This window comes from Phaeobacter sp. JH20_26 (assembly GCF_048056275.1).
In the GTDB taxonomy this organism is placed as follows: Bacteria; Pseudomonadota; Alphaproteobacteria; order Rhodobacterales; family Rhodobacteraceae; genus Phaeobacter; species Phaeobacter bryozoorum.
Window position 1 is genome coordinate 1 of the sequence record NZ_JAYMWL010000010.1, and the last position, 12899, is coordinate 12899.

The following is a 12899-nucleotide window of genomic DNA, read 5'->3' on the forward strand; positions in this document are numbered from 1 at the left end:
CCGCGCTCTACATGGATCAGCATGCGGTCACTGTCGATGTCCCGCACCTTCAGGTTGGTCACCTCGGAGGCGCGCAATCCCGCGCCATAGCCAATGCCGAGGGCCGCGCGGTATTTAAGGCCAGGCCCAGGAGCCGCAGACAAAACCGCAGAGACTTCCTCAAAGCTGAGCACGATCGGCAACTTCCGCGGCTCCGTGCGGAACTGCATGTACTTCTTCATATCTTCCCGATTGCAGGTCATGCCGAAGAAGAAGCGCAGTGCTGTGATCCGGGCGTTATACACCGACGGCGTCACATCGGTGTCTGTCATATGAAGCTGATAGGCGCGCAGCTCATCTGGGCTGGCAGAATCCGGTGAACGCCCAAGAAAGGCGGTGAAATTCTTTAGCGCCCGGATATGCGCCTGCTGCGACTTCCCCGCCATACCGCGAATACGCATGTCTTCAATCATCCGCGCACGCAGCGGGCTCATCTTCTCATTTGCCATGGGAACCTCCTGTCCGATTGAGAAACCTCAATCTTCAGGCAGGACAGCTACATCGCAAAATACGCCTATATCTTGTTCGGCTCGCTACCTCAGCAACAAGCGCAATTGCCGCGAGAGCGGCTTAGTCCAAGAGCCCACAGCGGAAGTGTTAAATTCGTGCTGCGCGCGCTCACAGCAGCAGAATTGCCGCGACTGCATCATTTTCAGCGCCGCTGCACGGCGTGGAAGCCAGTCGTTCGCCCTGCTTTACCCTCCGGAAGACACGAGGTCTTCCGAAGAGAAAATCAGGGAAGGCTTCGCCATTGGCGGAACAGGAGGCGCGAGCAGGGATGTTGGAGACACGAAGAAGGAAAGGTTTTGCCATCTAGACATCAATAAGCCATTGATTTTATGCCCGTGGAAAGCCCACACTCGCACCAGTCTTTCACTTTTTCGACTCTTATTTTTTCCTCTGGGTAGGGAACTGAGATCGGTCTTGCTCACATCACTTGCAGTTTGTTCAACCACCGCGAGCAAGATCTTTGTGAGCGTGGCTGAGCGGCCAATTGATAGCATCAACAGGCAGGATATTTCTGCAACACCTGTTCAATGACCAGTCTTACACGGTAACAAATGAAACAGCGGCCGTAACCTCCGGTCCAAGATGCGTAGCATTCCGGAACGCAAAGCATGAAACAACTCAAACGCCATTTGCCGCCTCTGACTTCTCTGCTTGCGTTTGAAGCTGCTGCCCGCCTTGGCAGCTTTACCGCTGCGGCGGAAGAGTTGAATGTCTCCCGAGAGGCTGTCAGCCGGCAGATCCGGACACTGGAGAGCCATCTTGGAATTTCTCTGTTTGAGAGGGACGCAAACCGGGCGCTCATGGGAGCGGCCGGAGCACATTTCTTTGCAACAGTGTCACCCAATCTTACCGCCATTGCAGTTGCGGCGAAAGAACTGGCAGGAGAGGTCAGCAATGTTCCTGAATTGGATAGCGCGGCACCTTCGGGAGATGAAGAGGATCTGCCGTCGATCCTTGTAGTTGATGACACACCGCAAAATATTCACCACCTGCACGGCCTGCTAAGGGACGCTTACCGGATTATTCCGCAAACCTCCGGCAAAGCAGCCCTGTCTTTTCTCGCGGGGGAGCTGGCAGACCTGGTCCTGCTGGATATCCGGATGCCGGATATGGATGGCTACGAGGTGTGCCGGCAAATCAAATCCACGGCAAGCCTTGCTGATGTACCGGTGATATTCCTGACCAGTCTTGATGATCCGATGGATGAAACCAAAGGCCTGGAAATGGGCGCCTGCGATTTTATTACCCGGCCGATTGTGCCCGCTGTTCTGCGTGCCCGGATCCGCAGCCATATTGAACTCCGCCAGGCAAAAACGGCCTTGGAAAAACTGCTGGCACGGCGGGCAGACCGGCTCGGGAAAGCTGAGCAGTTACTGGCCCGGATGTGTTCAGACATCGGACAGTTTCAGTCCTCGTGAAGAGAGCCCGCTAGCTGTTCTACAATTTGATCAGCCGTTTCGAAGTCCAGCACTTTCAAAGCCGTCTTAAGGCTTTGAAGTTTCGCCTTGGCAGTTTCCGGAAGTTCCCCTGATCCCGTATTCTGTACTTCTTCAATGGCCTGAATGTCACGCTTGCTGATAAGTGCCCTAATCCTCTCCAACCTGTCCGGGGTGAACGGCAATTCATCTGCAGAAAGAGGGCTGCGGGCGTCGAACTGCTCAAGCAGCTGGGACATGGCTTGTTCCACTGTTTTGATAGAAGTGCTGCCCTTTTCAGCGCCCGCCGCAAGTTCCGCCAGCCTGTCGGCCCCCACCGTGCCGGCCGCCCCTTTGATGACATGAAGGAGATTGGCCTTGACCGGGCCTTCCGGCCTGTCAGTCAGGGCCGCCAGACCTGCGGACCATTCACGCAAACCGGCATGAAACCGGCGCAGGGAAGCTTCATAGTGCTGCCGGTTGCCGCCTGCATAAAACAGCCCCTTTTCTTGATCTACTCCCGGAAGTTGATTGTTGCCGCAAAGGTCGGCAAGAAGACTGCGCAACTGCGATGGGTCGATTGGCTTAGGGATAAAACCGGAAAAACCGGAAAATTTACAACGTTCGGCTTCTTCCTGCGTGGCGTTGGCCGTGGCAGCAACTACAGGTGCCAAACTTCCCTGAAATCTGCCCTGAAGATTCTCCAGGGCGCGATACCCGTCCATTAAGGGCATATGCAGATCCATTAGGATTACGTCCGGCATCGCCGCAGTCGCCTGTTCGAGTGCCTCAATACCGTTCACCGCAGTGCGCACTTTGGCGCCAAGCGCCTCAACCAGCGAAACAAAGACGTACAGGTTGACGGGGTTATCCTCCACCACCAGCACATCACGGCCTGCGAGAAGTTCATCTTTTTGCAGTTTCGGGCCGGTACCTGTTTTTAATTCTGATAGAGCTGCGGAAAACTCCCTATGCGTGATTGGAAGTGCTAGGTGCCTCCTGCTGACCTTGCCGCTGGAAGACCTGAGAGAGAACGCAGCATGTGCCGTTGTGACTGTGACCATGACAGGCGGTATCGGAGCAGTAGTTGTGGCCAATGCCCGATTTGCCATTACCTGAACCTGCCGGACCGGTCCTTCCGCGCCCTCAACCTTGATAATATCAGTAGTTTCATTTTTTGGGGGGATGGGCTGGATTGGCGGGCGTAAGATCAGTGCAAACTCAGACCCTTTTTCAGGTTCACTGTTCACCTGAAGCTCGCCTTGCATCCTGTCTGCAAGCCTTTGTGCAATTGAAAGCCCGAGACCGGTGCCCCCGTACTGGCGGGTGGTTGAGCTATCGGCTTGTCCAAAAGCTTTGAAAATGCCTTCGATCTGTTCTGGAGAGATGCCAATTCCGGTGTCTCTCACGCCAAGGCGCAAAGCGCCGTTCTGAAATCCAGCTTGTATGCAGATCTCGCCCTCGTTTGTGAATTTCACCGCGTTAGAGGCAAAGTTGACCATGATTTGTCGCAGACGCAGAGGGTCCGCGCAAACCTCTTCGGGCAAATCCGCAGCGTAGTCCCAAGTCAGCAGCACCGGTTTGCCTGCCATCAGCGCTCTTGTCTGTAGCAGCACATCGTCCAGAAGGTCATCCAGCCGGAACCACACTTGCTCCAGCACCAACTCTCCGGCCTCAATTTTGGAGAGATCCAAAATGCTGTCGATGTTCTCTGAAAGCTGCGCAGCAGCGGCGCTAAGATCAGTCAGGTTGCGCGTATTGGAGTTGCCTTTACCTTCCCGCAGAAGCATCCCCGACAACCCGATAATCGCATTAAGAGGTGTACGCAGCTCATGGCTCATGTTGGCAAGAAAGATTGATTTTGCCTGGGAGGCTTCAACTGCTTCGTTGCGCGCGACCAGCAGTTCGCGGGTACGTTCGTCCACAAGCTCCTGAAGATTATCACGGCTGGCCTCAAGTTCAGTCACCGTGCGCCGGAATGCACGGGCCAGACGGGAAATCTCGTCCTGCCTTCTTACATCGAACATTCGTTGGTCGCGCCCCTTCAGCCGGAACGAGTGCCCATCCCGCACCCTGAGGGCAGCCGCCTGTAGCCGCGCAAGTGGGCGAATAACAATCAACTGCACAATCAGAAAAATGACCGCAGTCACTAATAGCGTCTGCAGAATGCTTGAGCCAAGCACGACATAGCTGCGGGCAACCATATCCTTTTCGACAGGACGGAAAGAAAGTTCAAGTGCCAGCCGACCGATCTCACTGCCGTCCCGCGGGTTGGTCAATATGTAGGCAGGTTTCTCCGGTTGGCTAGTGGGCTGAAACAGGATGCTCAGCCACGGCGGCGTAGGCGATGGCTGTCGCGATACGGACAGGTCGATCAAGCCGCTGCTGTCGCGCTGCGCGTCGGTCAGAAGCGGGTCGTCAATACGTGCGCTCAGGATCACCGGATCTTCAAGCAGGCCGTTCAAAATGGCACGGACAGCGGGAACGTCCACCTCCCAATACGCCCCGGCAATCTGTGGCAGTGTCGCCCGAATGATACGGTCGGCATTTAGGCGGGCTGCACCAATTCTGAGGGAATGTTCCGCCAAGAGGGTATACAGCCCCAGTAACAGTCCGGACAAAACCCCTAGCAATGCAGCAGCGAGCGCGATTTTACGTGTGATGCCTGCGGGTTTTAGCTTTAGCCTCATCGCGAGAAGTAATAGCGCAGGTATTCAGGTGGGATATGATTGGCCTGCATCCTTTCCAGTTCGATCTGTAGGCGGCGGGCCATATCATCGCCTTTTGGAGAGCGGTGAAAGCCGATATAGCGGGCGTGCTCCGCCAAAGGGGTCGGCAGAAACTTCAACTTGTCCAGCGCATTCAGTTCGCTGGCCACATAATGCAGTGTCTCGTAGCCGCCGACAATCAGATCAGAACGGCCGAGAAGCAGCTTGCGAAGATTAGTGAAATCATCCAGCGAGGCTTCGCGTTGCAGCGGCTGGTAGTGGTCAAAGCGCGCCTCGTATGTGAAGCCTGAAACCACACCTACAACCAGGCCGTCCAGGTCCGAAAGCGTATGGACATCCTGGATCGGGGAATCTTTCAAAGTCACAAAAACTGTACGCGTCCGGCGCAGGGGGCCGACCATGTTCCATTTCTGAAAACGCTCAGGCGTCGGCGCCAGCTGAAAGACGGCATCAAGCTGGCCGGTCTCGAAATCCAGCAAGGCGCGCTTCCAAGGCAACGGCCTGTGGTCCAGCCTAACCCCGATCCGTTCTGCAGCCTCATTCAGGATCTGCACGTCAATGCCCGAATACTCGCCTTCGATTGAGTAGTTGAAGGGCGCAAAGCCTTCCATGGATCCGACCACCCAGGTTTCTGCCCGGACAGGGTGCATCATGATGCCAAGTAGGCAGATAGCCGTCACGATCTGCAAGAGCCGGTTCATCAGTCATCCACCGCTGGTTACGCGCCAGTGCCAGAGTATCCGTGCGCGCATAGGTCAGGCAAGCAGGCAGCCTGTCAAAAAAGTTCCGGTGACAGGGGAACTTTTTCGTCTCTCACGCTGAACAGTTCCTGGCTGTAAACCATCCGGCAGACGAGAAAGGGAGAGAAACATGAAACACTTGATTGCCACCACAGCCCTGGCCAGCTTTGTTCTGGCACCGATCGCATCCGCTGCCGCGGAATGCACCAATGACACTTGGAACCGTATTCAGGAGCGCGGCAAGATCGTTGTCGGCGTCAAGGCAGACTACAAGCCCTGGGGTTTCCGGGACACCGACGGGTCGATTGTCGGCATGGAAATCGACATGGCTCAGGATGTTGCTGAGACACTTGGCGTTGAACTGGAACTGACCCCAGTTGTCGCTTCGAACCGGATGCAGTTTCTGGAGCAGGGTCAGATTGATCTGATGATTGCCACCATGACCGACCGCGCCGACCGCCGCGAAATCGTCGGCATCGTCGGCCCGAACTACTATACGTCCGGTACGAACATCCTGGCCCCGAAGGCATTGGGGTTCACATCCTGGGGTGAACTGAGCGGCAAACCCGTCTGTGGTGTGCAAGGCGCGTTCTACAATCAGATCGTTGAAGACAAATATGGCGCTCAAATCGTGGCCTTTGGAGGTTCTGCTGAGGCTCGCCAGGCACTGCGTGACAAGAAGTGCGTTGCATTTGTCTATGACGATTCCTCCATCGGCTCGGCAATCGCTTCTGGCGAGTGGGAAGACTTCGAAATGCCGCTGGCATCCGAGGATGACAGCCCTTGGGGCCTGGCGGTTCCAAAGGGCGAAGATAGCTGTGTCTTTGGCCGGTTTATGACCGGTATGCAGTATGGTTGGCACCAGGATGGCAGCCTGATCGAGTGGGAAGCCAAATGGGGCATCAAACCGACGGCCTACCTGCAGGATCTGAACGCCAAGCTGGCGGACCCGGTCGCAGAATAAGCATTAGCCATAGGGGAGACCGTCGGCATGACAGGTTTCGAAGCTTTTTTTGTGCAGCTTGCCGAGGATTTCCCACGCTGGAATTTCATCTGGCTTTATGACGAGAAACAGGCCGGTCGGATATTGTCCGGCCTGTGGATGACGGTGAAGCTCAGCTTTGCCTGTGTGCTGCTCTCACTGCTGATCGGCATAGCAGGAGCCTGGCTGCAAGGGGCAAGCAACCGTATCCTGCGTGCGGGTGTTCAGGGTTACATCCAGTTCTTCCGAAATACACCTCCGCTTGTGCAACTGCTGTTTTTCTACTTCGCATTGGGCCAGTTTACCCCTGTAGTGACCGGCCCTGACGGCTGGACCGAAGTTCCAGTTATCTCAGCTGCGGGCTGGGCTATCATTTCGCTGTCGTTTTTTGCGGGAGCATTCAACGTTGAAATCTTCCGCGCCGGGATCGAAGCTGTACCGCATTCAACCCGTGAAGCTGCGGAAGCGCTGGGGATGAGCCGGACACAGACCTTCACCAATGTGGTCTTCCCTCTGGCATTGCGGGTTTCGATTCCTGCATTGAACAACAACCTTGTGAATCTGGTGAAGACCACCACCCAGGCTTTCGCCATCGCCGTGCCCGAGCTGCTATATGAAAGCGTTTCTGTCTGGAACGATTTTCCATCAGCACAAAACCCGACAATGCTGCTTCTTTTCGTTGTCTATCTGGGCCTCGTTGGAGTGCTGGTCTTTGGCATGAACTCCTGGGAACGCAAGATGAGGATACCGGGCTATGGCCAGTAACAACCTTCCGGGCATCACCGGCCCGGCCCGCACTGATCTGCCGGTTTTGAAACCCTATACTCTGACAGGCGGCACCTATGACGAGATGTTCCTGGTCCGGTGGCTGGGGAACATTCCGCCGCAATTCATACTGGTGCTGCTGGTGGCCTGGCCTGCCTGCGCCTACGCCCAGTCCGCAAGCTACACCATGGGGGATGCCTTTGCCGCATTGTGGCGCTGGATACCTTTCCTGACATTGCAGGGCTTTGTGTTCAACATCGTGATTTCGGTCTTTTCGATGCTGATCGGAACCTTTGCCGGGGCCGCGCTGGGGCTGGGGCAGATTTCGCAGCGCCTTTGGCTGCGGCGGCTGAGCTGGGGCGTCACCCAGCTGTTCCGCAATGCCCCCTGGCTGGTGATCCTGTTCATCGTGCTGCTGGCCTTTCCGTTTGAGATCGAAATCTTCGGCCTGGTGATCCCCGTCCCAGCCTGGATGAAGGCCGTCATCGGATTGTCCCTTCCGATCATGGCGAACATCTCCGAAATTGTGCGCGGAGCTGTCATGTCTGTACCGTCGGCACAATGGGAAGCGGCCGAAGCGCTGTCCTTCTCAAGAACACAGACTCTTTGGCAGATCATCCTGCCGCAATGCTTCAAGCGGATGATCCCGCCCTGGATGAACTGGTACGCCATTTTGACAATGGCAACCCCGTTGTGCTCGCTGCTGGGTGTCGGTGAAATCATCACCTTTTCGCGCCAGGCAATGGAGGCCGAAAACAACCGGCCTGAGCTTCTGGTGCCGTTCTTCGGGTACGCGCTGGTTCTGTTCTTTGCCTATTGCTACCCGATCGCCCGCATCACAATCGCGCTGGAAAAGCGCTATGCCGTCAAACTCTGAAAGGTCCGGACGATGAATACTTGGACATCTGATCAGCCGATAATCTCCATCCGGGATGTGCGCAAATCCTTTGGGCAAATTGAAGTCCTCAAAGGTGTCAGCATGGACATCATGAAAGGAGAGGTGATCTGCATCATCGGCCCGTCCGGGTCCGGCAAGTCGACGCTGATCCGCTGCATCAATGCCCTGAACGACATTCAGGGCGGTTCCATAACTGTTGAAGGCCAGGAAGTGCATGACGCACAGCTCGACCGGCTGCAGCTGCGTAAAAAAGTCGGCATGGTGTTTCAGCAATACAATCTGTTCCCCCACAAAACCGCGTTGGAAAACGTAATGATGGCACCGGTAAAAGTGCTGAAGGAAGACAAGATCAAAGTTGAGGAACGCGCGCGTGCATTGCTGAAAAAGGTGCGCTTGGAAGGCAAGGAACACAGTTATCCGGGCGAGCTGTCGGGTGGCCAGCAGCAGCGGGTTGCCATCGCGCGCAGTCTGGCGATGCGTCCGGATGTGATGCTGTTTGACGAGGTGACCGCAGCGCTGGACCCGGAAACCGTGAAGGAAGTGCTGGTTACTATTAAGGATCTGGCCGCGGATGGGATGACCTGCATCCTGGTAACGCATGAAATGGGGTTTGCCCGTGAAGTGGCTGACCACATCTATTTCACCGATAAAGGGGTGATCGTCGAACACGGCTCGCCTGAAACGTTCTTTGACAACGCCAAAGATCCGCGTACTAGAGAGTTTCTGAGCCAGATCCTATAACTGCTGCATGGCACAGAATGGCCGGACTGGCCTGCTCTGTTCTGAGATCCTTTGAGGAGCGTGTTTCAGAAACCGTTGCCGGTGCTTCAGCAAGGATGATCATTCACGGGGTAGACAGATGAGCCGCAGCAAACCCTCGGACCAGCTTCCGGATTTTTCGCTCCTGCGGAATTTCTGTGTCATTGCCGGTTCAGCCAGTCTCACCGAAGCGGCCGCAAAATGCGACTTATCTCAACCCGCGCTTTCCCAGCAACTGCAGCGGCTCGAAGCAGCTCTGGGTGTTTTGCTGATGGAGCGGAACACCCGGCCGATCCGGCTGACCCGGGCAGGAAAGCGCCTTGCGGAAGGATTGCCCAGCCAGTTGCAGGATTTGGTGAGACTGGTCGAACACGTACGCTCGACACCGAATGTCAGCCGCAAGAAGCTGAGGATTGCTATGCCGGACAGCATGTCCTGCACAATGGGGGCTGAATTCCTTTCAGTCGCGACCTCTCTTGCAGCGTCGGTGGAGTTGAGTGCAGGGATCTCTCCGTGGGCGGATGACGCGCTATTGGGGCGCAGCTTCGATCTTATGGTCGACACCCCGCCCTATGACACGCTTGGCTATGTGAACCCGGCCAAAATCTTCATAGATCCTTATGTCCTGGTCTACCCCGCCTCGCTGCCCCGCAAGCGGCCGGAAGACTTTGTCGTCACCGACCCTCAGATCGCCTATGCGCCGACCACAAAGTTCGGAGTGCGCGCGGCCAGGATTGCACGGCAATTGGGAGCGGATACCGAGCCTGCCTTCAGCTTTGATTCAAGCCAGAGCCTGCTGCGCTTTGTTCAGGTCGGTTATGGCTGGGCCGTAACTTCTGTCCTATGTCTTTATCAGACACCTGCAGCTTTACGTGATCTCTCGATTTTCCCTGCGCCGCCGGAAGCATGCCGCACGCTGATGCTCCTTAGCCGCACTGAAGAAATGCAGGAGCTGTCCCAAGACGTGAACCAACGGCTGGTCAAGGTGTTCAAAGAGCTGGTGGACGGCCCCTGGCAAACAATGTCGCCTGAGGCCGCAAGTTACTTGAGACTGGCGAACCCGGATATCTTTTCTGACCCGGATACGCCGCTGCCAGACGGCTAAGTGGTCAAACCGATAGCGCTTCCTGGCCTGAAACATACTGAATCCAATTTGTCAGTTCCCGGGTCCGGGTACTGATTTCAAAATCATCGACCGAACAGCCCAGCCGATTTGCGGTTTCCAGATCGCTTTCAACCATCAGCAAATCCTCGACAGCAACACCGGTGTTGAAAAACAGGCTGCCGTTCTCACGGATCGCATTGGCCACGATCGAGGGTGAAATTTCAGGATGGTATTGCAGCCCCCAGAAGTCTGCACCGCTTTGGCGCACTGCCATTGCCTGGACAGCGCTATGCGCGTTGAAGGCCAGGCAGTCACCGCCGTCGGGAATGCGGGTGACTTCGTCACGGTGAGCACAAGCAACACTGAAACCTGACCGGCGGCCCTCCATCATCGGGTGTTTCACGCCTTCTTCCGTTAGTTCAACATTCAAAGCAAGCCCGGTTTCTTTGCCCTTTGGGCAGGCGGCGATTTCGCCGCCCAGGCAGACAGTGCCGATCTGCAGACCGTAGCACACACCAAGCACAGGGCGCCCGGTTTCGAAAGCAAGGTCGCATGCTGCCCGAATAGGGCGGGCCAATTCGTCGTCTGCTGGCCACTCGTCGCCGGCCCCAGTCATGACGATGCCGTCCAAGCCTTCAAAATCTGCGCGTGTCATCTCGGTCTTGTAGGGCTCGGCGACACGGATTTTAATACCTGGTATGACTGCTGAGAACACCCGGGCAAAGTTTTGCGGCGCGGCCCGTCCTTGCTGACGTCGGCTGCTGGCAAGATTGGGGGAACTGGATTCTACAATCAGAATTTCGGTCATGTTCTTCCTTGGTCAATTGAATCGGTTTGCTTCTGAGCGCTTCTTGCGCGGTTTGCCTTACTCGGCTGCGACCTTAATCACCGGCTTCATGCGCTCCAGCACATCGTCGCTGAGGTGGCATTTGATCTGGTGGCCGCCGTCCAATGTGCGCACCGGCGGGACGTCCTTCTCGCACAAACCGCTCGGCACTTCGGATTTCCAGCGGCAGCGGGTCTGGAACGGGCAGCCCGGCGGCGGGTTCATCGCCGAGGGGATGTCGCCCTCCAGAACGATGTGCTCTTTCTCCACGGACGTGTCGGCGATCGGCACCGCGCTGAGCAGCGCCTCGGTATAGGGGTGGTAGGGCGGTGCAAACACCTGGTCGGTGGTGCCCAGCTCCACCACATGGCCGAGATACATCACCATCACCCGGTCGGAGAGATAGCGCACGATGCTGAGGTCGTGGGAGATGAACAGGAGCGTCGTCTTCTCCTTGCGCTGAATCTCCATCAGGAGGTCGGTGACAGCGGCCTGCACTGACACATCCAGCGCCGAGACGGGTTCATCCGCCACCACGATGCGCGCGCCGCCGGCAAAGGCGCGGGCGATGCCGACGCGCTGCTTCTGGCCGCCTGACAGCTGCCGCGGCATCCGCTCGGCAAAGGCGCGGGGCAGTTTCACCAGATCAAGAAGCTCCAGCATCCGCTTGCGCCGTTCTGCTTCGGAATTGCCGATGCCGAAGATTTCCAGCGCCCGAATGATCTGGCGGCCGACGGTCATCGAGGGGTTCAGCGTGTCAAACGGGTTCTGGAACACCATCTGCACGTCGGAAACGGTCCTGGTGTCGCGTTCCTCAATCGGGATCTGCTCGATGTTGCGGTTGTCGAGCAGGATCTGGCCCTCGGTGGCGGTTTCCAGCCCCATCAGCACCTTGGCAAAGGTGGACTTGCCGCAGCCGCTCTCGCCGACGATGGCCAGTGTTTCGGACTCGCGGGCCTCGAAGCTCAGGGTTTCATTGGCCTTCACCACCTTGGTGTCGCCGCCGCCGAACAGGGCGTTGGCGGCCACCTCATAATATTTCTTGAGGTTTTCTATCTTCAGGACGACCTGGCCGGGGGCGGCCTTTTCCTTCTGCTCGCCCACCGTGATCGGCGCGTTCCAGTCGATTTCCTGGAACTTCAGGCAGCGGGTTTCGTGCCGGTCGTTGCCGTGCACCGGCGACATCGGAATGACCTGATCGGCGTCGCAGCGGCCCTCTTCGAAATAATCGCAGCGCGGGCCGAAGTTGCAGCCCGGCGGGCGTTCATGGGGCAGCGGGAAGTTGCCGGGGATCGCCACCAGCGGGCGCGCGTTCTTGTCGGCACCGGGCAGCGGGATCGAGCGGAACAGCGCCTGGGTGTAGGGGTGCTGCATCTCGTCAAACACGTCGTGGATCGAGCCGCGCTCGACCGCCTCGCCGGAATACATGACGCAAAGCCGGTCGCAGGTTTCCAGAACCAGGCCGAGGTTGTGGCTGATGAACAGCATCGAGGTGCCGTATTTCTTGCCCAGGTCCTTGACCAGCTCAACCACCGCGGCCTCTACCGTCACGTCGAGCGCGGTGGTGGGCTCGTCCAGGATCAGAAGCGACGGCTTGGACATCAGCGCCATCGCAATCACGATCCGCTGCTGCTGGCCGCCCGACAGCTGGTGCGGGAAGGAGTTCAGCATCCGCTCCGGGTCGGGCAGGCGCACGTCGGTGACCACTTCCAGCGCGCGGGCGTAGGCTTCCTTTTCGCTGACGCCCTCGTGGATCATCGGCACTTCCATCAGTTGCTTGCCGATCCGCATCGCCGGATTGAGCGAGGCCATTGGCTCCTGATAGATCATCGCGATTTCATTGCCGCGGATGTCGCGCAGTTCTTCCGCGCTCATCTCCGCCAGATCGCGGCCCTTGAACTTGATGGTGCCGCCGACGATGCGGCCATTCTTGCCAAGGTCCTGCATGACGCCAAGCGCCACGGTGGATTTGCCGCAGCCGGACTCCCCCACCAGGCCAACGGCCTCGCCGGGCTGCACAGTGACCGAGAAATCCATCACCGCGGGAATTTCGCGCAGGCGGGTGAAGAAGGAGATCGACAGCTTGTTAATCTCGAGGATCGGGCCGTCGTAATCTGCCAGTTTGTTCATA

At 57.2% G+C, this 12899-nt stretch carries 12 protein-coding genes; 6 read left to right on the top strand and 6 right to left on the bottom strand.

Features of this window, described 5'->3' with window-relative positions:
- On the bottom strand, positions 1 to 488 hold a 488-nt coding region (locus VWY60_RS04500), incomplete at its 3' end, for a tyrosine-type recombinase/integrase (protein WP_416539733.1).
- 169 nt (positions 489 to 657) lie between these two features.
- A complete protein-coding gene (locus VWY60_RS04505) occupies positions 658 to 852 on the bottom strand; it encodes a hypothetical protein (RefSeq protein ID WP_416539732.1) in 195 nt (64 codons plus the stop codon).
- A 305-nt stretch (positions 853 to 1157) separates the two neighbouring features.
- On the opposite strand from VWY60_RS04505, the gene VWY60_RS04510 reads away from it, so the two are divergent.
- A complete protein-coding gene (locus VWY60_RS04510; protein ID WP_416535667.1) occupies positions 1158 to 1967 on the top strand; it encodes a response regulator in 810 nt (269 codons plus the stop codon).
- Here VWY60_RS04510 and VWY60_RS04515 read toward each other — a convergent pair.
- The gene (locus VWY60_RS04515; protein WP_416592466.1) at positions 1955 to 4654 is read right to left on the bottom strand and encodes an ATP-binding protein; all 2700 of its coding nucleotides are present in this window, start codon (positions 4652 to 4654) and stop codon (positions 1955 to 1957) included. The two genes, VWY60_RS04510 and VWY60_RS04515, sit on opposite strands and share 13 nt — an antisense overlap.
- Positions 4651 to 5394: a substrate-binding periplasmic protein gene (locus tag VWY60_RS04520; RefSeq protein WP_416535669.1), complete on the bottom strand. Its 744-nt coding sequence runs from the start codon at positions 5392 to 5394 to the stop codon at positions 4651 to 4653. The genes VWY60_RS04515 and VWY60_RS04520 overlap by 4 nt, the downstream gene beginning before the upstream one ends.
- 169 nt (positions 5395 to 5563) lie before the next feature.
- Here VWY60_RS04520 and VWY60_RS04525 point away from each other — a divergent pair, with 169 nt between their 5' ends.
- From VWY60_RS04525 to VWY60_RS04545, 5 genes are all read left to right on the top strand, one after another.
- Positions 5564 to 6397: a transporter substrate-binding domain-containing protein gene (locus tag VWY60_RS04525; RefSeq protein WP_416535670.1), complete on the top strand. Its 834-nt coding sequence runs from the start codon at positions 5564 to 5566 to the stop codon at positions 6395 to 6397.
- Between the two features lie 27 nt (positions 6398 to 6424).
- Positions 6425 to 7180 carry an amino acid ABC transporter permease gene (locus VWY60_RS04530; RefSeq protein WP_416535671.1) on the top strand — a complete coding sequence of 252 codons (756 nt, stop codon included), beginning with the start codon at positions 6425 to 6427 and terminating at the stop codon, positions 7178 to 7180.
- Complete coding sequence (locus VWY60_RS04535) at positions 7170 to 8057, top strand: amino acid ABC transporter permease (protein ID WP_416535672.1); 888 nt, start codon at positions 7170 to 7172, stop codon at positions 8055 to 8057. The genes VWY60_RS04530 and VWY60_RS04535 overlap by 11 nt, the downstream gene beginning before the upstream one ends.
- A gap of 12 nt (positions 8058 to 8069) precedes the next feature.
- Entirely contained in the window at positions 8070 to 8819 is a 750-nt protein-coding gene (locus tag VWY60_RS04540) for an amino acid ABC transporter ATP-binding protein (protein ID WP_416535673.1), read from the top strand.
- 118 nt (positions 8820 to 8937) lie between these two features.
- Complete coding sequence (locus tag VWY60_RS04545) at positions 8938 to 9942, top strand: LysR family transcriptional regulator (protein ID WP_416535674.1); 1005 nt, start codon at positions 8938 to 8940, stop codon at positions 9940 to 9942.
- Between the two features lie 4 nt (positions 9943 to 9946).
- Here the strand turns inward: VWY60_RS04545 and VWY60_RS04550 are convergent, their stop codons facing one another.
- Positions 9947 to 10750 (bottom strand): type 1 glutamine amidotransferase, encoded by an 804-nt coding sequence (locus tag VWY60_RS04550; protein WP_416538251.1) that lies wholly within the window; start codon positions 10748 to 10750, stop codon positions 9947 to 9949.
- A gap of 57 nt (positions 10751 to 10807) precedes the next feature.
- Positions 10808 to 12898, bottom strand: a complete 2091-nt coding sequence (locus VWY60_RS04555) for a dipeptide ABC transporter ATP-binding protein (RefSeq protein WP_416539730.1) — start codon at positions 12896 to 12898, stop codon at positions 10808 to 10810.
- Position 12899: the final 1 nt, after the last annotated feature.